The organism is Helicobacter bilis ATCC 51630 (genome assembly GCF_000686565.1).
Classification (GTDB): Bacteria; Campylobacterota; Campylobacteria; order Campylobacterales; family Helicobacteraceae; genus Helicobacter_A; species Helicobacter_A bilis.
In genome coordinates, this window is sequence record NZ_JMKW01000041.1 from 1 (window position 1) to 19,817 (window position 19,817).

24 protein-coding genes and 2 tRNA genes are annotated in these 19,817 nt (G+C 34.7%); 5 read left to right on the plus strand and 21 right to left on the minus strand.

Going from position 1 to position 19,817, the window contains the following annotated elements:
* Positions 1 to 340: phosphoadenosine phosphosulfate reductase domain-containing protein (locus T368_RS13645; RefSeq protein ID WP_034595197.1), on the minus strand; the 340-nt coding region annotated here is incomplete at its 3' end.
* A gap of 138 nt (positions 341 to 478) precedes the next feature.
* Between T368_RS13645 and T368_RS0108190 the strand changes: the two genes are divergently transcribed.
* Positions 479 to 706 carry a hypothetical protein gene (locus T368_RS0108190; RefSeq protein WP_027338424.1) on the plus strand — a complete coding sequence of 76 codons (228 nt, stop codon included), beginning with the start codon at positions 479 to 481 and terminating at the stop codon, positions 704 to 706.
* 61 nt (positions 707 to 767) lie between these two features.
* Here the strand turns inward: T368_RS0108190 and T368_RS0108195 are convergent, their stop codons facing one another.
* The 12 genes from T368_RS0108195 to T368_RS0108250 all read right to left on the minus strand — a co-directional run bounded on the left by T368_RS0108195 (position 768) and on the right by T368_RS0108250 (position 8,343).
* A complete protein-coding gene (locus tag T368_RS0108195) occupies positions 768 to 1,259 on the minus strand; it encodes a phage protein GemA/Gp16 family protein (RefSeq protein WP_004087813.1) in 492 nt (163 codons plus the stop codon).
* A complete protein-coding gene (locus T368_RS0108200) occupies positions 1,234 to 1,749 on the minus strand; it encodes a hypothetical protein (RefSeq protein ID WP_004087812.1) in 516 nt (171 codons plus the stop codon). The genes T368_RS0108195 and T368_RS0108200 overlap by 26 nt, the downstream gene beginning before the upstream one ends.
* 96 nt (positions 1,750 to 1,845) lie before the next feature.
* Entirely contained in the window at positions 1,846 to 2,004 is a 159-nt protein-coding gene (locus T368_RS16165; RefSeq protein ID WP_004087811.1) for a hypothetical protein, read from the minus strand.
* A gap of 2 nt (positions 2,005 to 2,006) precedes the next feature.
* Entirely contained in the window at positions 2,007 to 2,489 is a 483-nt protein-coding gene (locus T368_RS0108210; protein ID WP_004087810.1) for a host-nuclease inhibitor Gam family protein, read from the minus strand.
* 2 nt (positions 2,490 to 2,491) lie between these two features.
* Complete coding sequence (locus T368_RS0108215) at positions 2,492 to 2,833, minus strand: DUF7768 domain-containing protein (protein ID WP_004087809.1); 342 nt, start codon at positions 2,831 to 2,833, stop codon at positions 2,492 to 2,494.
* A gap of 126 nt (positions 2,834 to 2,959) precedes the next feature.
* Positions 2,960 to 3,082, minus strand: a complete 123-nt coding sequence (locus T368_RS17185; RefSeq protein ID WP_268902586.1) for a hypothetical protein — start codon at positions 3,080 to 3,082, stop codon at positions 2,960 to 2,962.
* A gap of 424 nt (positions 3,083 to 3,506) precedes the next feature.
* Positions 3,507 to 4,484 carry a 16S rRNA (cytosine(1402)-N(4))-methyltransferase RsmH gene (gene rsmH / locus T368_RS0108225; RefSeq protein ID WP_004087807.1) on the minus strand — a complete coding sequence of 326 codons (978 nt, stop codon included), beginning with the start codon at positions 4,482 to 4,484 and terminating at the stop codon, positions 3,507 to 3,509.
* A 283-nt stretch (positions 4,485 to 4,767) separates the two neighbouring features.
* Complete coding sequence (locus T368_RS0108230; RefSeq protein ID WP_004087806.1) at positions 4,768 to 5,298, minus strand: hypothetical protein; 531 nt, start codon at positions 5,296 to 5,298, stop codon at positions 4,768 to 4,770.
* Between the two features lie 65 nt (positions 5,299 to 5,363).
* On the minus strand, positions 5,364 to 5,588 hold the full coding sequence (locus tag T368_RS0108235; protein ID WP_004087805.1) for a hypothetical protein: 225 nt from the start codon (positions 5,586 to 5,588) through the stop codon (positions 5,364 to 5,366).
* Positions 5,589 to 5,716: 128 nt separating this feature from the next.
* On the minus strand, positions 5,717 to 6,460 hold the full coding sequence (locus T368_RS17315) for a RuvX/YqgF family protein (RefSeq protein ID WP_004087803.1): 744 nt from the start codon (positions 6,458 to 6,460) through the stop codon (positions 5,717 to 5,719).
* 3 nt (positions 6,461 to 6,463) lie between these two features.
* Complete coding sequence (locus T368_RS0108245; RefSeq protein ID WP_004087802.1) at positions 6,464 to 7,762, minus strand: MiaB/RimO family radical SAM methylthiotransferase; 1,299 nt, start codon at positions 7,760 to 7,762, stop codon at positions 6,464 to 6,466.
* 155 nt (positions 7,763 to 7,917) lie between these two features.
* Positions 7,918 to 8,343, minus strand: a complete 426-nt coding sequence (locus T368_RS0108250; RefSeq protein WP_004087801.1) for a universal stress protein — start codon at positions 8,341 to 8,343, stop codon at positions 7,918 to 7,920.
* Positions 8,344 to 8,521: 178 nt separating this feature from the next.
* Between T368_RS0108250 and T368_RS0108255 the strand changes: the two genes are divergently transcribed.
* Entirely contained in the window at positions 8,522 to 9,214 is a 693-nt protein-coding gene (locus T368_RS0108255) for a hypothetical protein (RefSeq protein WP_230455647.1), read from the plus strand.
* A gap of 13 nt (positions 9,215 to 9,227) precedes the next feature.
* Here T368_RS0108255 and recO read toward each other — a convergent pair whose 3' ends face one another.
* On the minus strand, positions 9,228 to 9,845 hold the full coding sequence (gene recO, locus T368_RS0108260) for a recombination protein RecO (RefSeq protein ID WP_004087797.1): 618 nt from the start codon (positions 9,843 to 9,845) through the stop codon (positions 9,228 to 9,230).
* On the minus strand, positions 9,846 to 10,631 hold the full coding sequence (gene ubiE, locus T368_RS0108265) for a bifunctional demethylmenaquinone methyltransferase/2-methoxy-6-polyprenyl-1,4-benzoquinol methylase UbiE (RefSeq protein WP_004087795.1): 786 nt from the start codon (positions 10,629 to 10,631) through the stop codon (positions 9,846 to 9,848).
* A gap of 103 nt (positions 10,632 to 10,734) precedes the next feature.
* Here ubiE and ffh point away from each other — a divergent pair, with 103 nt between their 5' ends.
* Positions 10,735 to 12,066 (plus strand): signal recognition particle protein, encoded by a 1,332-nt coding sequence (gene ffh / locus T368_RS0108270; RefSeq protein WP_004087794.1) that lies wholly within the window; start codon positions 10,735 to 10,737, stop codon positions 12,064 to 12,066.
* A 353-nt stretch (positions 12,067 to 12,419) separates the two neighbouring features.
* On the opposite strand, the gene T368_RS0108275 is transcribed toward ffh, so the two are convergent.
* The 3 genes from T368_RS0108275 to T368_RS0108285 form a co-directional block, all read right to left on the minus strand.
* Positions 12,420 to 13,142 carry a CoA-binding protein gene (locus T368_RS0108275; protein ID WP_004087793.1) on the minus strand — a complete coding sequence of 241 codons (723 nt, stop codon included), beginning with the start codon at positions 13,140 to 13,142 and terminating at the stop codon, positions 12,420 to 12,422.
* A 143-nt stretch (positions 13,143 to 13,285) separates the two neighbouring features.
* Positions 13,286 to 13,858: a YceI family protein gene (locus tag T368_RS0108280; RefSeq protein WP_004087792.1), complete on the minus strand. Its 573-nt coding sequence runs from the start codon at positions 13,856 to 13,858 to the stop codon at positions 13,286 to 13,288.
* Positions 13,859 to 13,990: 132 nt separating this feature from the next.
* Positions 13,991 to 16,459 carry a TonB-dependent receptor gene (locus T368_RS0108285; protein WP_004087791.1) on the minus strand — a complete coding sequence of 823 codons (2,469 nt, stop codon included), beginning with the start codon at positions 16,457 to 16,459 and terminating at the stop codon, positions 13,991 to 13,993.
* A 268-nt stretch (positions 16,460 to 16,727) separates the two neighbouring features.
* On the opposite strand from T368_RS0108285, the gene T368_RS0108290 reads away from it, so the two are divergent.
* A tRNA-Arg gene (locus tag T368_RS0108290) sits at positions 16,728 to 16,804 on the plus strand.
* A 245-nt stretch (positions 16,805 to 17,049) separates the two neighbouring features.
* A tRNA-Val gene (locus T368_RS0108295) sits at positions 17,050 to 17,125 on the plus strand.
* Between the two features lie 116 nt (positions 17,126 to 17,241).
* Here the strand turns inward: T368_RS0108295 and T368_RS0108300 are convergent.
* The 3 genes from T368_RS0108300 to T368_RS13655 all read right to left on the minus strand — a co-directional run.
* Positions 17,242 to 18,264 (minus strand): SAM-dependent methyltransferase, encoded by a 1,023-nt coding sequence (locus T368_RS0108300; RefSeq protein WP_004087790.1) that lies wholly within the window; start codon positions 18,262 to 18,264, stop codon positions 17,242 to 17,244.
* A 9-nt stretch (positions 18,265 to 18,273) separates the two neighbouring features.
* Entirely contained in the window at positions 18,274 to 18,861 is a 588-nt protein-coding gene (locus T368_RS0108305; protein WP_004087789.1) for an HAD family hydrolase, read from the minus strand.
* Between the two features lie 22 nt (positions 18,862 to 18,883).
* Positions 18,884 to 19,817 (minus strand): AAA family ATPase (locus T368_RS13655; protein ID WP_248646237.1); only part of this gene is annotated, 934 nt, incomplete at its 5' end.

Below are 19,817 nucleotides of genomic sequence, written 5' to 3' on the forward strand. Positions count from 1 at the left end.
TAGTTTCTCTCATGCAGTAATCACGCCCTATTAATCTAGGAATCCCCCTTTTTAATGTCGCCCTTTCCCCTATCTCAATAGGCTTTACGTAAGCCCATTTCTCAAATATTGTATATTCATCATCTGCATTTTCTTTACCGCCCTTATTTAGCCATGTAATGCTTTTATTAAAGTTTCTTTGCAAGTATAAATCTAGCTTTTCAATGTATTTATACATTTCTTTAAACTCGTAACCTGTATCGCAAAATAGAATATAATCAATATTATTTCCTAACTCTAAATACCTTATAACCATAGCAGTGGAATCTCTACCACCGCTTAAATTTGCAATTGTTAGCATTTATTGTCCTTTCTTTAAAGTATTTTTAAAAGCTTTCATCTCGATTATACATTTAAGAGATTAGCCCTAAAAATAGCTAGTCATTACACAATTAGGTAACTCCTAGCTATTTTTAGGGCTAAAGCTCATAAAGCCATAATGCGTGCAGCACTGAAAGTGCAAACCCACACTTGCAAATCTTGGAAAGCTAGTTTTCTTTGTTTGCAGGGTTTTAAGGCTTTGCAAAAACAGCTAGATTCCGTGCAAATATCAAAACTCCCCGTGCGTTTAAGCTTTTTGATGAATTTTTGTTGTTTTCGAGTGAAAGGCGAAGGGAGTTACCTAATAGGTAATGACCGAGCCTTGAGCGAAGATGCAGTTGCGTAGCAACAAATCCACACTTGCAAATCAACAAAAAGTCGCAAAAAGAAAAACGCACCAAAAACATCTAAGCTTTGAAATCAACATTGTTTGCATATCTCTCCCTCTCCGCTCTCCACTCACTCACCTTCTCTAACCCCACTATAACCTTACTCGCCTCATCTCTCTCTAGCATATACAAAGCAGCAAAGCCGCTTATATGCTTTTTTATCTGTCTATATACAAAAGAGCACATTCCCTTTTCATCAAAGCCCTCTTGCTTACATAGGGCAATAATCTTTAGTCTTTGTGCCTTTGTGCTAAACTTATTCTTATTCACACCAAGTTGAGCTCTACCCCAAATATCTCTAAGCACATAATCTCTATCTTGCACCCTATCATTAAATACATCTAGCACTTCTTTTAATTCACTAATACTTAAAAACCTAGCACTATCACAGCCATAGCGAAGCTCTAGCCACTCTTCCCAACAACCATTCTCCTTAATCTCTTTATAGCGATTATGTATATGTATCTTTGTAAGCAAGTTTTTTCTAAAGCCCTCTTGTTTTTTGCTCATTGTATTTCTCCTTTTTAGCTAATAAAATCATGCGTATTTCTTCAAAAGTTCTCCATAAAGCTGGATTCTTATCTCTATCTACTTGATTGATAAAGTTTTCTGTGCCTTCCATATAATCTATTAATTCTTCTTTTTTCTCTTCACTCTCTTGTGCTACCACCCTTAACACCTTTGCTTCTATCTTGTGAAATACAAGCTTGTCTTTTAGTCCCCTTTCTTTATATAAAGACCGCATAACTTCCATAATCTCTTTTTCTTTCATTCTGTATTCTTTAAGATGACCTGCTGTTGCAAAGTTGATTACAACACTTTTAACTTCTGCTCTATCATGTAAATCAATACGCACAATACCACTAGCAAGACTAGGCATAGAATCTTTTACAAGAGAGAATAAAGTATTTCTTTTGGATACTTCTTCCCATATATTAAACTCACCATAATTCTTACTGACTAAGTCTTGTAATCTTTTATCATAATCACTTTGCTTCATGTTGTGCCTTTGTATTGAATACATCTGTTAAACACCTTTTAAAAGGTCTTTAAAACATGTATTTGCCCTAAGGCTAGGACCTTAGGGGATAATCATCTAGCCTTTACTTGTTTCTTGCTTTTGTTTTTGTGAGAGTTGTGTAAGCTTATCTGCACTGCTATAAAGAAGCAGGGCTGCCTTAAAGCTAAGCTCCCAATCTTTACTCTCTTGTAAATGCTTAATGATTGCCTCTATCTCTTGTTTAATCTCTTCCATATCTACTCCCTTTGCAATGATTCTAATTTTGGCTCAATCCTAAAATTATCTTTTACCACTCTTTTCAATCCAAGCTTCACAAGACTTGTATCATCTAGCTCACATAAAGCATCTTTATTAGGCTTTTCTTCATAGCTTATGCAATCTTTAAAGCCAAACTTCTTAATACTCTCACAAAGCCCAGCTACCTTATCCTTATTTCTTGGCAGTGATACACTCTTACTCACACGATAGCCAATAGTCCCAAAGACTAATTCTTTAGACCTTTTATCTGCAAACTCTGCCTTATTTGCTTCACAAAAGTTCTCAATCTCTTGTTTGATAAACTCTGCTTCATTGTTTAGATTCTGTATCACTTCTGCATACTCTTCTTTTATCTTATTGACTGCAAGGCTTACTTGCCCCTCAATCTCTGCAATATTTACAAGTATTTCACAAAGCCTTTTTAACTCATTATCAACATCAACAAAATTACTACATTTCATATTTACTCCTTATATTCACACTCATAGATACTTAAACCTAATTGTTTTGCTAACTCTATTTCTTTTTTCATGCCATGAGAGTATTTATTGTAAGGTGTATTTACAATCATAATGCCTTGTGATACCCTTAAAAGACAAGTGCTACCATATAACGCCCTATCTCTCTCAACACTCTCATCAAACACATCTCTAAAGCAAAGCACAGGCGATAAAGGTGTATAACCCATATCTTTAACTGCCTTGCTTCCAGCCTTAGCATAAGCATATACCTGCTTTAATGCTTCCTTTTGTTTTCTTCTACCTTGCAATACTGCAAGATATGGACTACAAACAAATACAATCATTTCTGCTCCCTTTGCTTTTTCTCCCATTCTCTTATCTTTTTCTTGTTTGTCTCAAACACAGAATAGTAGAAATACAAATCAGAGAAATATTGCTTTATTCTCTTAAAAATACTCATATAAATCCTTTTAACTAAACTTGTTTTGACTGACTGCTTGTAAGTTCACCTTTTTCTTGTCATGTTGAGCGATAGCAAACTCTACCCTGCAAAAAGCTAGATTCCATGCGTTAGCTTTTTGAATACAATTCAAACTATCCGTGCGGAAGTATCTTTGATTGATTTTAAGTGTTGTTGAGTAAAAATAAAAAGAGTTAAATCCCCATCTTGTTAGTATGTTAAGATTTCAAGGTGTTTAGGGAATTAGATTCCTAGCTTTAATGGGGTACGGATAATTAGACTCTAAGTTCTTTACATTTGTTGTAAATCTTATTGATCGTTGAGTAAAAAAACCTATTTGCGGAATCTAAACCTTGTTTGCACTCTACGCTAGAGGTTTTTTGGTTCATGAATATAATAAATTGTTTTAGAAACTATAGTTCCACTATTTTGGCGGATTGACAGACTTAATACATAGAATCTCAACTTCACTAAAATAGAAAAATAACCACAAACTCCCCGAAGATTCCAAATCTCCCAACAAAACACAAGTTTTTACCAAGCTTACAAGGCATAACTCATATAAAATAAAAAGCCCTAAGTTTTGCGCTACGAGAGCGTTTGTTTTGTGCGATTTCTTTGCTATCTGCTATGAGTGGTTTTTTATAAAGTGAGAATCCTTTGGCATGATTATTCCCGCAAGTGCATTTAAAGCTTGTGGTATCGCATATACAGCTTTTTGCAAATTGCTTAAAAGATTCCTTAATCATTCTGTCTTCAAGTGAGTGAAAAGAGATAATACAAAGCAAAACTTCATGTAGATTTTGACATGAATGAAGCAGACTTTTTAGCTGCCCTAATTCATCATTCACAGCAATTCTTAAGGCTTGATAGATAAGCGTTGCTGGGTGGATTTTAGCTTTTGAATGCAGTTTTAATGCGATATTTTGCAGACTATCAGCAGTTATTCTACCCCTCTGACGCTCTTGCACGATGAGATTTACTAGCTTTTTATACTCCCTTATCTCACCATAGTTTTTAAAAATCTCTTCTAACTCATACTTGCTATAAGTATTCACAATCATATCCGCATCTAAACTCTGCGTCCTATCCATACGCATATCAAGCGTGCTTGAATGAAAGCTAAAACCACGATCAATAGAATCAAGCTGATATGAACTCACGCCAATATCAGCCAAGATCCCACAAAGATGATCCCCATTTGCTTCTATCTCTTTGATGATTTGTGGTAGTAAAGTCGCAAAATCCCCGTGTCTAGTTTGGAATCTATCCTTAAATTTTGCCATAGATTCCCTATTATACTCCAACGCATAGCTATCCCTATCAATGCCTATAATGTGCAGGTTTGGATACCGCTCTAATAACGCCCTACTCATGCCACCAAAGCCTAGCGTGCAGTCTATAAGCACTTCTTTATTCTTTATGAGCGACTTTTTTGCTATATAGTGTGAATGGGTAGAAAGAAAGATTCTATCAAAAGTATCAAGCACATGCTCTAGCAATACTGGAATGTGTGGTGGGTTCTTTTTTTGCATTGTTTTTCCATTTTTTAGTTTGTATTGTAAGGTATTTATGTTTAGAATCTAATTGCTTTGAATAATATTTAGAAACTAATTTCAATGAAATATTATCATTTTAGATTCCATATTGCTATTTTTATGATAGTTTTATTCTAGATTTTAGTAATTGTTATATTGAGTCTTTAGGCAAAGTCTCTAAAAATATAGAATCTAGGCTAGATTTTTTGCTTTTTCAAAAATTCAAATAATCCGTAAGGATTTTACCCATATTTACAAAAATGACACGATTGTAAATCTATCAAAACCAAGGTATTTTATCACTTTCTGTGCGTTTGCGAATTTGTTTGAATCTTATAAATAAGGTAAAAACTATAAAGATTAAAAACATTAAAATACCACAATTTACCATCTGGGCTTCATAGCCTATAATTCTATTTTTAAAATTTATGAAAAGCGATAGGAAAAGGAAACAATAAATACAAAACGCCGACAAAATGCCTCTCTCTTCCATAACGAAAGCTAATTCTCGTATATATAAAAAGAAAAAAACGAGTCCAGCAATAACAAAAAATATAAATATAATAAATCCAATAATTGCTAAAGTTTCATTGTATTTAGACCAACTTATTAACCAGTTTAATGGCATAACCCGCACTATAATTCCTACGACACAAAGTATCACAAAATTTCTCAATAATGTCTTACTGCCACTTGCACGATTTAAACCGATTGTAGCCAGTAGCAAAAACAAATCAGTAAAAATAGAACACGCTATGCTTGAAATATCAAGTATATTGTAACCTTCTATACCATACTTTTTATATTCCATAAATGATATAAAGCCAAACAGATTCGATAAAAAATAGAGCGATAAAGCGATAAGAAAATTTCTTCTTATGCTTTTATATCATCTTGTGCTATTCTACTCCAAAATGAAGCTTTATTAAGTATGAAAATATCTTTTGCCTTATTCTCTTCATCGATTTCAAAATCCACTTGATACCCAGCAAGATTGCGTGAATTATATCCACTTAGATTTGCAATATCATCTAAGCTAAATGAATATCTATTGCCATCATCACCACGGATAACACCTAAACCAAGAATTTTACCCTGCATAAATCCACCTTATAAAAAAACAAAATTATATCAAAAATAGAATGCAAAGTCTTAAGTAAAACAAGAAAATGATAAACTACACTCAATATTATATAAGCATGCAAATATTGATCAACACTAACTTCTATTTATTTTAAATTCTCATTTCCCCCTACCCTATTAGCATTTTTAGTTTGTAATGGTTTTGTAAGGCAATTTTCATTTTTAGATTCTGTATGCTTAGATTCCATATCTTTAGATTCAAGCACACTAGTTTCAACTACTCTAGATTCTAATAAGCTAGATTCTACTTTACAATTTTCTATTACGCGATTTTCTGGCATACTAGATTCCATATCACTAGATTCTATAAGAATAGACTCGCACCCTGCCTTATTCTGCTTATCTTCTGTTTTATGAGATAAAGCATTGATCTTTTCTAAATATCGCTCTAGAATCACACACGCACTAATGCTATCTAGCACGCCATTTTTTCGTGCATTTTTCCGCTTATTGTATCCCCTATCAAGTAGCCGCTCGTTTGCTTCCTTACTGCTATATGACTCATCGATATAGACCACTTCTCCGCTAAAATCAATAAGGCTAAGAAAATGGCTAATCCTTTTTCGCATGACTTCATGTCGCCCTGCCCTATTAGATTCTATATCTAAATTAGATTCTGTATCCACATCATCTATATCCATATCACGGGGCATACCGACTACAAGCGTGATTTTACTCATATCGCTTTCATGTGCTAATAGCAAGTTGGCTAAATCTCTACTTGCTTGATTGCGATTTTTCCGCATGATAGGGGCTAAAGGCATAATGATATTTTGCACCACTTTTGCCACACCAAGTCGCTTTAATCCAAAGTCAATACCAAAAATCATGCACTAACCCTGCATCACACTATAGCTAAGCCCGACATTATACTGCCCTGCAATCTCGTATTTATCGACACTCACCCATTTGCCTTTTAAATCTAAGCCATCTTTAATAGGCAATATCATCTTATTAAAATACTCATCTAAGCCCACAAAATAGCTAGAATCTCTCTCTTTTATAGCCTTTTTGCCCTCTATTAATACGCTTAAAGGCTTTTTAAGATTCTGTCTAAAGGCTAGATTTTTTCTCTGCACTATTGCCGTGATTTTACGCAAACGCTCCTTTGCCACATCGCCTTTTACTTGTGCTAATTTCAATTCATTTTTCGCTGACTTTGTGCCAAATCTAGGGCTATAAATAAATGGGTGGATATGCGTTAAAGGTAGCTTTTCTAAATTACATATCGCTTCATCAAATAGCTCTTTTGTCTCTCCATAATGCCCTACAATATAATCTGTCCCTAAGCTAAAACCTTTACTTGCAATCGCATTAAAAAGCTCCAAATCACGCTCAAAAGTATTCTTTCTATTCATAATCTTTAGCATTGATTCACTTGTATGCTGCAAGGCTATATGCAAGTGTCTCTCTAGCTTATTTAACTCCAGAATCTCCAAAAAAGCAGAGTCAATTTGACTTGGCTCAAGGCTGCCTAATCGTATGCGTAAAATACCAGAAATATCATGTATCTTTTGTATAAGTGTAGCGATATGTGTCTTTGTATCAAGTCCATAGCTACCGATATTTGTGCCTGTTAGTATCACTTCTGTAACGCCACTTTGCTCCAAAATCTTGATTTGGTCTAGTATATGGGCTTCACTAAAGCTTCTAGCACTCCCACGCACACTCGGTATAATGCAATAGCTACACGCAAAGTTACACCCCTCTTGAATCTTAATAAACGCCCTAACCTTCCCCACAACTCTAGGCAAAAGCGTGGTATCAATATGCTTATTTACCCGCTCTTTTGGCAAAAATACCCGATTTTCACTTGATAAAAAGTCATCAATATTCTCTTTATGACTATGTGCAAACACTCCATTAACAAGCCCATTATTAAACAGATTCTCACCAGAGTGCTTCACCCCACAACCTGTAAAAAGCACCTTTTTCCCCTCACTGCTATACTTTCTTGTATACCCACGCACTTCCCTATCAGCCTTATTTGTTACCGTGCAGGAGTTGATGATAATGGTATCTGCCTCTATCTCATTTGCCACTATCTCGTGATTTTTAAGGTTGCTAATCATTACTTGTGTGTCGTAGAGATTGCTTCTACAACCAAAGGTTTTAAAATATACTTTTGCCAAAATATTCCTTAAAGTTTAACTTATTTTATGCGTTTAACTTGATTTTATTATGTTGCTACAATTCATGCTTCTTTACTATCGCCCTACGCTCAAACAAGATTCTATAACCTCAGAATCTTATCACCCTGCCCTAATTAATGCAAAATCAAGTTTAGCTATTTTGCTACTAAAACCGGTATAGGTGATGAGTTTATAAAGCCATTTTGATGAGAATTAAAGATTCTATGAAGAATTGAAGACTCACTAGCCCCAATCACAAGCAAATCATATTGATCCGCAATCTCAAGCACAACATCAATAGGATTCCCATTTTTTAGAATCTTTTTACACGCAATGCCTTCATTATTAAAGACTTTTGCAAACTCTTGCAAAATCGCATGAGACTCTTCTTCTTGCACATGCTCTAGTGAAGCATAATCCACGATGCCACTTTCTGCTAAAACAATCGTTTCAGGTGTAACATGCAGCAGTGTCAGCTCAATCTCACTGCGTCTTGCAAAAAGCTTTATAATCGTTGGGATAGCCTTGCGACATTCATCTGTATCACTCACACCAAATAGAATCCTTATTGCATCTGCCATAGAAACTCCTTTTTTAATAACTCAAAATAACTGCAATTATACACTTTTATAAAGAAGTTTTATACCTAAACTTTGTTGATAAGATACAGCTATCTGTCATTTTATAGGATAATCTATACCACTCTTGTATTACAATATGCTATTATTTACACTAAAAAATTAAAGGAATTTTATGTATATGAGACTAGTTTTTTTATGTTGCGTGAGTTTGTGTTTTATGGCGTGTTCTTCACTTGTGGTTAAGCCAGATAAGATAGCAAGCTATAATAATGGCGTAGCCATCATGCAAGATAAGCAGGAAAAAAGCAAGATTCAAATAGAAATCGCACAAGAGACAATCGGTGGATTTGATAATGTGCCTTTAATATTGTATGTCGCTTTAGAAAATCTTAGTGATGAGATTTTACAATTTAGCACTGAAAATATCTCCATTGTATTGAATGAAAAAATTATAAAACCATATAGCTTTCAAGCCCTATCACGCTCTAATTTCAGTCTCTCTCAAGCCCTATATGACTATGGCATAGAGACTACACCCCCAAATCTAAGGGTTAGTGATCCCTTTTTTAGCATGAATGCCTACCATATCTATCCTATGCCTTTTATGTTTGATAATGGCTTTTTTATGGCATATAGATTCTATGATTATTCATTTGCAAGGGCGAATTTTTACAATATGCAACTTGAATCTTTTAATGCAAGGAAATTTTTAATCTCACATTATTTGCGTAAAAATACACTACGAAAAAATGATGTTAAAGGTGGTTTTATACTTATCCCATATAAGAATCTAAAAGCTGGGGATATGTATATACAAGTAGGTGCTGGAAGTGAGATATATCGTTTTCTTGTGAAGTTATCAAAAAATTAGCAAGGAATTTAAGTTACAACCCCTGCAATACAACCTCATAGATTCTATCGCAGTTTATATCATCAATATTGATAAGACTCTTTGTCTCATAAAAGTCAAGCATAAGCTGCTTTGACATAATAATGGGAGTAGTAACACAGCTAGGACATGCAAAGAGAAATCCACGCGTAAGAGCTACAAACTCATGCAGCAAAGCCCCACACATAAAGCAACTATCCTCCATATAAAGCCTCCCCTCAAACTCAAGCAAACTGGCATACATACTGCAAATAAGCCGTCTTGCATTCTGCCTGTGTAATAAAGTAACGCTATGCTCCATTAACTCAAAATAAAAAGATTCTATTTGCTTTGCTTCATGTAAATGCCTATCAAGCAAAGCACAAAACTGCTGCCATACATACACCTTATCTAACTCAACTTCATAGGGCTTTGGCAAATGCGTCAAATTGCGTAACTTTGGTATATGCACCCCTTGATACTCTATCTCAAAGTCAATCTTTCGCCCTGTATAAAGGATATTATGCCTTGCTCCATAGAATCTATAAAGTGTGTGATAATGTCCTTGTGTCAGCACTTTTACAATCACATCTTCTCTAATGCTTTTTGTGATTTTAAGGATAAAGCCTTGCATTTACTCTTGCTTTTGTGCGATGAGTAGAGATGAGACATTAGCACTATAGCTTTTTGAAAAAAGTATTTGCATACCGCATGCTAAAAGCTCAGATTCTAAACCCTCACGAGTAACAAAGCTATCAATAGAATCTGGCAAATAACGATATGCTTTAAAATTACGAGAGATAAGCCCACCTACAATTGGCAAAATATTTTTTGTATAAAATTGCATGAGTTTTGAGAATATATTATGTTTATTTGGCGTGGTAAATTCTAAAATCACAAGCACACCATTTGGACGCAACACTCTATAAAATTCCTTTAATGCTGCTTCTCTCTCCACGACATTACGCAAACCATAGGCAATGGATATAATATCTTTGCTACAAGATTCTAAGGGCAGATTATTTGCTTGTGCGACTTTAAACACTCCATGCGGGATCTTTTCTCTAGCTTGGTCTAGCATACCACTTGATGGATCAATGCCCTCAATACTTGCTATCTCTATGCCTAAATCCTTGCTAGATTGCTCCCAATGCAGCATCATATCGCCCGTGCCACAAGCTATATCTGCTATATCTAGCTTTTGCTTATTAAGGATTTGAAAAGCTTCTTTACACGCCTCTTTACGCCAACTTATATCAATCCCCATACTCATAACGCGATTTGTTGTATCATAGGTTTTTGCGATATCATTAAACATATTTATTATTTCATCTTGTTTTGAATCTTGCTTGATATTTAATCCTTGTTTATTATCCATAATCACTTTTGCCTTTTTAGAATCTTTTTGTAATTTTAGCATGTTTTTATATGAAGTTTATTGGATAGCTATAATTTGGTTTTATGTAAAATTTTGTTATAATTCCAGCTTTGTATATAAATCATGTGCTATAAAAAGGATAAATATGTTTGAGACTTTGAGTAATGGCTTTCGTGGGGCGATTAATAAGATTAGATTCAGTGATGATGAAAAAGCACTCGATAAAGCCCTAGATGAATTAAAAAAAGCCCTATTAAAAAATGATGTATATCATAAAACAACTAAAGAGATTCTGCAAAAAACAAAGGATAAAACAAAGGCAAATGGCATCGGTAGGGACAGCTTTTTAAACGCACTTAGTCAGTCTCTTTTAGAGATTTTGGAAGTGAGTGGAGTTTATGGCTTTACTTACGCACAAAAGCCGCCGACAAATATCCTTATGAGTGGTTTGCAAGGTAGCGGCAAAACAACGACTTGTGCAAAACTTGCAAACTATCTAAAAGCACGAAATAAGAAGGTTTTGCTTGTGCCTTGTGATTTGCAGAGATTAGCCGCCGTTACGCAGTTAAAAACATTGGGAGAACAGATTGAGACAGAGGTGTTTCACTCAGAATCTAGCAATCCTGTTGGTGTGGCAAAAGAGGCGATGAAATACGCACAAGATGGGCTATTTGATGTTGTGATTTATGATACGGCAGGGCGATTAGCAATTGATGAGTCTTTAATGAGTGAATTAGCCGAGATTAAAAAAGCGATAAATCCGCATGATACTTTCTATGTTGCAGATTCTCTAAGTGGGCAAGATGGTGTGAGAACGGCACAAACTTTCCATGAAAAGATAGGTATTAGCGGTGTGATTTTAAGTAAGTTTGATAGTGATTCAAAAGGTGGTATAGCTCTCTCCATTGCGTATCAAATCGGCATTCCATTGCGTTTTATGGGTATGGGAGAAAAGATTGCTGACCTTGATTTATTTATGCCTGATAGGATTGTATCAAGGCTTATGGGTGCAGGGGATTTAACAAGTCTTGCAGAAAAAACAGCAAGTGTTATCAATCCAAAAGAAGCAAAAGATATTCATAAAAAGATTAAAAAGGGGACTTTTACCTTTACAGATTTCTTAAATCAAATTGAAAATGTCAAAAAGATGGGTTCAGTAAGCTCTCTCATGTCAATGATTCCGGGCATGGGTAATATGGCAAAATCACTCAAAGATGTGGATTTAGATAACTCCGAAGAGATTAAGATAATCCGCGCAATGGTAAATTCCATGACACCAAAAGAAAGAGAAAACCCAGACCTTTTAAATGGCTCAAGACGAAAGCGTATAGCACTTGGTAGCGGATTGCAAGTAAGCGATATTAATCGTGTATTAAAGCAATTTGACCAAGCAAGTAAATTTGCAAAGAAACTTAGCCAAAAAGGCGGAATACAAAGTCTTTTAGGTATGCTTTCACAAAATCAAATACCGCGTTAGTTTTTTATCTTTTAATAGAATCTTAGCAAGAGAATTTGTGGGGTTGGGATTTCGTTAGTTAGTCTTAGTAACTTGTGGCAGAAATACCACTCTTGCATGTTGAAAAAATAGGGTATAAAGCATATTGTATAATTTTGCATTATTTTGAAAGTAAAGATTTTATATGTGCTTTTGGTATGAAATAAGATGGAAAATCAATGGATTCTATACGCAGTGATTGCATATACTACTCAAAATCAATAATGTGAATTTTGCATTTATAAATAATCGTTATATTAGGTAGATAAACTCACATATACACAAGAAAATAATATTGCCAATAAAGAATGTTCTAGAATCTACAAGTATTTAATTTATTTACTAAAGATTCTCATATATTCTAGTTTAATGCAGCTATCTTCTTCATAAAGCATTCCATGTTGCCTTGCGATTTTAGCTGCTTCTGTATTGTGCAATCCAAGTTGCACCCATATACAAGGGTTATTTGTATTAAAGGATTCTAGAATCTTGTCATTTTGAGCCATAGGCGAAAAATCTTTTTTAGATTCTGTATTAGATATTTCACTACGCTTAATATGATGACTATTAGAGTCTAGATTCTCTACCATTTGGGTGGGTGCAGGGCTTTGGGGTGCAAAATTTATAGAATCTAGTTTCCCTAGTTTAACGACTGAATGCTGATCGTTATAATTAGAATCTAAATCTCTAGCTATTTCACTTTGCTTAACGCAAGAATCTTTCATGCTAGATTCTAATCCCCATATTTCACAAATCTCACTTACAACCAAGGGTAATGCCTCGCTTTTTCTAAAAATGTCGATAATATCGCATTTCACACCTTTTTTAGATATATCTATGAATGCTTCTTTAAGCGAAGTGAAAGCCTTTTTGCCTAAAATCTCGCCACCTTTTGGGTAAATTGGAATTATATCATAGCCCTTTTCTAAGAGAAATGAGGCGACATGATAGCTTGGCTTACTTGTATCTGGGCTTAAGCCTACTATCATTATGGTTTTAGCATTTTGCAGAATCTCTCTTTTTATCTCATCGCTTAAATGCGTAGTTTTATTATCCATACCATCCCCTTTTATGAGTTTTCATATAATTTTAAGCAAATAATCTCGGGCAAAATGTTATATGAAAACTCATGCTAGATAGCACACAAAGGAATTGGTTATAATCCTTTGTGCTTTATTGCATGTTAAGATTCTATGTGAATTTATTGCGGATGAAGCTCTAGGTTGATAGAAATATCTACACTCTCACCCATTGTAGCACCTGAAGTATCTTTGCCGATATTAAAATCCTTGCGATTGATTGTAGCCTGTAATGTAAGCCCAAAAATCTCTTTTTTAAGCATAGGATGCTGTGCTGGTCCTTTTAGGTCACCTGTGAAAATTACCTTTTTTGTTACACCTCGAAGTGTCAAATCTGCCTCAACGCGAATGCCATTTTTAGCCTTTGTGATTTTTGTCGCTTTAAGTGTGCCTTTTGGATATGTCCCTGCATCAAAGTAAGCATCACCCAACAAATGCCCATCTCTTTCCTCATCTCTTGTATTGATAGAAGTAATGTCGATTTCTCCATCAAGCTTTGTTAGCGTTTTTGTCTTTGGATCAATATCCACATTACCGCTAAATTTCGCAAAATTTCCATTCACATTTGCTACAACCATATGTCCAATCTTAAAGTTAATCGCTGAATGACTCACATCAATCTTATATGGAGCAGCCTGCATACCAACAATAGCCAATGAACTTGCCACAATAGCACTAAGCACAATTTTTCTCATACATAATCCTTTTAATATTATTCAGTCTTTGAGACTAGGAATGATTATATTCCTATAAAGTAAATAAGATAAAGAAACAATATCGCTTCAATACTAGATTCTAAAATTCGTTACAAATACGCCAAAATGTTATTAAAAAGTAGCACCAGCTTGTATAAAGAATGCAGCACCGGGGGCTCTATAATAGCTAAAATACTTTTGATTAAAAATATTTGTCGCATTAAAGGCTACTTCATAATGCTTTAAGAATCTATAGCCAACTCTCACATCACCTAGCACATAGCTATCAGTCGCACTATATACACCACCGATTGTATCCTTATTATCCGCTCTGCTAAAAGGCTTACTCATCATTTCAATACCAAAACTTCCAAAAAATACAGAATCATCATAGGCAATCTGTGCGTAACCTAAATGCTCTGGTATGCCTGTGAGTTTTTTACCTTCTATGCTTTTATCCGCTGGATTTCTTAGCATGTCTGAATTTGTAAAGGTGTAGGTAAAAAGTAGTGAGAGATTATAGGGGAGATTCTGTTTGTAGGATAGCTCTAAGCCATTAATAAGGGCTAATCCACCATTTTTTAAGTAATTAGTATTACCCTCTAAATGATTATAGATAACATCACTCATAAAAGTATTAAAATAATATGCTTTTACTAAGCCTTGATATTGAGAAAAACTAAGCTTTTGTTCAAAGCCTATATCAAAGCTTGTGGCACTCTCTGGTTTTAGATTTGGATTCCCAATGGTTGTGACACCATTATTTGTTTTATATGTGCTAAACATTTGGCTAAGCGTTGGTGCGCGAAATCCTTGTCCAACAGAAGCTTTTAGTGTGCTTGTATCATTTATGTAGTAATTGAGTGTTGCTTTTGGCGAGATCTTATGCTTTGAGTTATTTGTTACTTGCGAGTTAGTTTTTGTATAGTAGTCATATCCTAGCCAGTAGTCATATCGTAAGCCCAAAGTCGTGCTTAAATACTCATTCCAATCACTTCGTAATTCTATAAAAAGACCACTCATAAGGCTTTTTCCGCCTTTTTTCTCTTTGGTATTGACATAGTTGCTGCCATTGCTAGAATAATTTGTCCAATCATTAAGGTTAAAGACAGACTCGTCCATACTTAGCTGTCTTGCCTGAAATCCTATAAGTAGATTCTGTCCCATATCAAAGATAGGGATATTTGTAAAGATGTCTAAATTATTTGTTTGGAATCTATCTTTAGTTTGTGAGCCTGCCCCACCTGTAAGCGTAGTATTTGCGTTTGTTTCACCACTTGCCCCGCCATCTGGATTATTAAAATCTCTCCAGCCATCAATGCGTGAGTATCTCGCACTAAGCAATATATCATCAAAGTATTGCTTATATCCTACATAAAAGATATTTTGAGCAAATCTCTCTTGCCCTATGCCGCGTCCAGCATACATAGGCATGGGGCGACTTCCACAATTACTACAAGTATTGTTATTATCTCCCCAATATTCTTCTCCATTCTTACGCAAAAAAGTCGTATGGTCTTCATGTGTATAGCCATAGTAGTTAAACATAAGTCCAGAATCTAGCGTAATAGATTCTGTCAAATCATATTGAGCTTTAAATTTCAAGTCATGTGTTTGATATTTCTGCTTTCCCATATCACCTATTATTACAATATCTGTGCCTTGTGGATTCTTACTTGGTATGCCACCTGTTACGCCATTATTAAGAATGGTATCGCCTTTATACACCCACGCACTATCTGCTGCGTAGCCATCTGTGGTGGTGAAGCCATAGCTTGCTTTAAGCTTTAGCTTATTATCAAAAAAGGTATCACCGATTGAGAGATAGCCACGCACGAGATTCTCTTGAGCGGTATTTGGCACGAAGGGATTCCCATAGCCTATATTTGCCCTCAACTCAAACTTATTAGGCATAGCGGTAACAAAGTTTATAGCCCCACTCAACGCCCCGCTACCATAGAGATTTGAGAATGGACCGCGTATCACTTCCACTTGCTCTAAATCATCGGCATTCATCGCGGTTATCATTTTTGTATTATTATCCATATCATTTAGAATCACACCATCAAGCATAATCATAGCCCCACTACTAATACCCCGAATAGTAACCCCATCAAATGTATCCATGCCGCGACTTTTGCTTTGACGCAAACCCTCTATACCACGCAAAGTGTCGCTAATCTTACTATTTGGTCGCACTTTTATAGATTCCTTATCTATTATACTGACATTGCCGGGGGCTTCATCGATTGTCGTTGGGATTCTTGTTGCAGTAACGGTTGCCGCTTTTGCTTGATAATGCTTTGTATTAGAATCTTTTGAAGTCGTATTATCCATAATATCTAGGCTATCTGCAAATAAAGCTTCCATAAAAAGTAGGGTATAGGCACAAAATATACTTATATAAAGAGACTTTTTATTAAATCTCTTCTTAGTAAAATATTCTTTAGCAAAATCTGCTTGAGTAACATCTAGCCTTGAAGAATATGAGAAAAATAGTGTATCATCATTATTTTTTGCTGTGATAGCTTTAGGGTTAAACTGCGTAAAAAAAGCATTTTCTTTGTTATCTTGTGTATATACATAGGTGTAAGAAAACATAGAGCCTTACCTTTATTAATAAAATTAAAAAAATATTATTTTAGTATTATTTTATTAATATTAGTATTATTTATTCGTTAGCGGATTTATTATTCGATGTGTAAAATATTGTCATTATAACTAGAATCTAACCCAAAATAAGTTATGAAATAATATATCTTGACATAATAAAATATTGACCTAAATTTAATTCTTTATAAATATTCTTTAAAATTTTAAACTATTAAGCTATTTTTTATATTTTTTTCTATATAATCACAAGCTAATTGTGCTCGTAGCTCAGCTGAATAGAGCAACAGGTTGCGGTCCTGTAGGTCGGGGGTTTGAATCCCTCCGAGCACGCCACTCCTTTAAGTTAAAATTTTATCAAGATGCTTTATGTTTTCTGTTTGTAGTATTATACATCATTAAAGATATGGCGACATGATATTAAATCCCCTGATATTGTATTAATGTGGTTAGAAATGACTATTTAATACAATGTTTTTTTTTGACTACGATTTCAGAATCTTGTTGTGATCTAGTAGAATGGGAACTTAATGTTTATGATGAAATTAACGCTTACACATATCGCCTTAAATTTATTGGGTGGTAGCGTAGCTCAGTTGGTAGAGCACTACCTTGACATGGTAGGGGTCGCTGGTTCGAGTCCAGTCGCAACCACCATTTTCTAAATTTGATTGTATCTACACCTATCTTAACAACACTTATTCTTAATTGATGAGACAATCTCTTTGGATAAAGAAATGTTTTTAATGCAATAACATATAACTTTTTAGAGTCTACACCCCACATACCAAAGCCCTAAAGCGTTCGCCCATGGCGTTTGGAGCGATTAAGCCTTGCAAACTTGCTCTTTGTTTGCTTAGCTGGATTGTGCTAAAATGCGTAGAAAAACTTTCAAAAATATCTAATATCTCACAAGATTCAATTAAAAATTTTGACTGCGTAACATTACATAAAACTTTAGCATTATTATTTTCCAATATCTTTTTTAACAAGCTAAAATCTATGTCATAAGTAATATCGCTTTTGCCTATAAACTGGGCTAATCTATCATTTTGCAATTCTTCATAGAGATTATAAACCTTGTGCTGCATATACATTCGTATATTCATTTCTCGTGCCAAAAAATCGCCATAATCAAATGTGAGAAATATCCATTTACATGGCAAATTGCAGAGATTTTGTATAAAAGATTCCCAAATGAGTGGGATTTCAGCACTTTTTATATCATACTTTTCCATAAATTCACTTATCTCACTGCTTGGCTTATCCCATGTAAAATTATTATTATGAAAATATAGCATGTTATTATTATGAAAAATATCGCAAGGCATGCTATCAAACAATTCATTAGATATGAAAAATACATTGTTTGGTTGCGTATCTTTTAGCATTTGCAAGTTATTATAAATATGTAGTTGCTTAGCAAATCTTGCAGTAATCCTTGCTTGAAAAGTCGCCATCTGTTGTGTGTGTAAGCAAACTAGTGGCTCTATCACACAAAAGCTAGTTTGTATGAAAACTATATTACTAAATGCCTTTAAAAACTCTGCAATATCAGCGATTAAATCGCCATTATTACTCCCTATTTCCACAATGTGAAGTGGCAAAGTAAGCCTTTTTTCATCAAGCATTCTCAAAATATAGCGGCTAATCGCCCCACCAAAAAACTTTGACACACTCACAGAAGTGTAAAAATCCCCCGCTTTTCCCACATGATTTTGCGTGTAATAGCCTGTATTTGGATTATAGAGCCACTCGCGCATAATCTCGCTAAATGCTAACTTATTAGAAGTCATCACAAGCCCTTAATGAAACACGCGAAAAAATGCGAGATTTGGACTTGCTAGGGCTAACATTTCTCTATCCCCCCTAGTATCGCCATAGACATAGATTCTTTCATATTGTGTAAGGTCATAGTTTTCTTTAATGCGTCTTTCTTTCTCTGGTCCATAGCAGTTTGGCTGGGCGAAATTGCCTGTAATCTTACCATCTTTTACCTCCATTGTAGTGGCAAGTAGATGAATATCAAAAGTTTTACATAAAGGACGCAGATACTCTTCAAAGCTAGCAGACACAAGCACTACAACATGATTATTTTCCTTATGCCATTGCATTTTTTGCAGGGCAGAATCTTTACAAAAAGATTCCAAATCGCTCACAAAGTCAGTGCAATATTTATCTAATTTATCTTTTTCCATGCCCTTAAAACAAGACTTTAGCACTCTCTCTTTTGCCCTGCTATTATCTATCAAGCCAAGCTTGTAGCCTATCAAAGTAGGCAAATTTTCTAACATTTTTATATAGAATCTTTTTCCTAATACAAAACGCAAAAATAGTTGAAAAGAATCCCCACGCGTTATGGTCCCATCAAAATCAAAAAATGCTATATCCAAAAGTAATCCCTTTATTGTGAAATTAAATATAAAGATAAGAAATATTACAAAACAAAACAAGTAGTATAGCAAAATTGTTTTTAGAATTATGGGTGAAAGACATTTTAGATTCTTTGCTAGATTCTATATTGTCTTGCGCTAGATTTCTTAAGCGCAATGATTTATTATAAGATTCTATACTTGCTTTAAGGAAGTGCATGGCTTCTTTTGCTTCTTGTGAGAATTTTATCTTTTTTGCTTTTTGCGTGATGTCTTGTAATTCTTGTGTGGTGATGGGATTTGTAACCTCTATTTCTACAATATCTTCATCTAGCAGGGCTTCAAAGCTAGACTTTTGCTCTATAGGCAATACGCTTAAGCGGATAACAAGCCTATCATATAAGGCTTCTAGCCCTTGATTTTGCATAGGGAATTCATTACTCGCACATACTAGCCCTTTTAATGGGACTTTTATATCCATATTGCCATCGCGATAGATCTTTTCATTAATGATTGTTAAAAGCGTGTTTAGAATGGCTGGAGAACTTTTCCATATCTCATCTAAAAACGCAAAATGTGCTGTGGATAGATAGCCTTGTGTGCTTCGTGTAAGGCGATTTTTCTTTAACTCTGCTATGTCGATTGGACCAAAGATTTCTTCTGGTGTGCTGAAGCGATTCATTAAATAAGCAAAGAAAGTGTTAGAATCTGCTTTTTTAGAATCTAAATTTTTAAAATTATTCGTGCTTATATAGCCTTCATCATTACTTGGGCTTTTGTTTTGATTTTTAGTTTCCATATCAAAGGCTAATGCCACTCGCCTTGCAATAAGACTCTTTGCTGTGCCGGGCGGTCCATACAAAAAGGCTGATTTACCACTTAGAAATGAAAGCAATACAAGCTTTATAGCTTGGTCTTTTTCATACACACCTTGATTTAACTCTTTTATAATGGATTCTATACGATTTTTGTAGCTC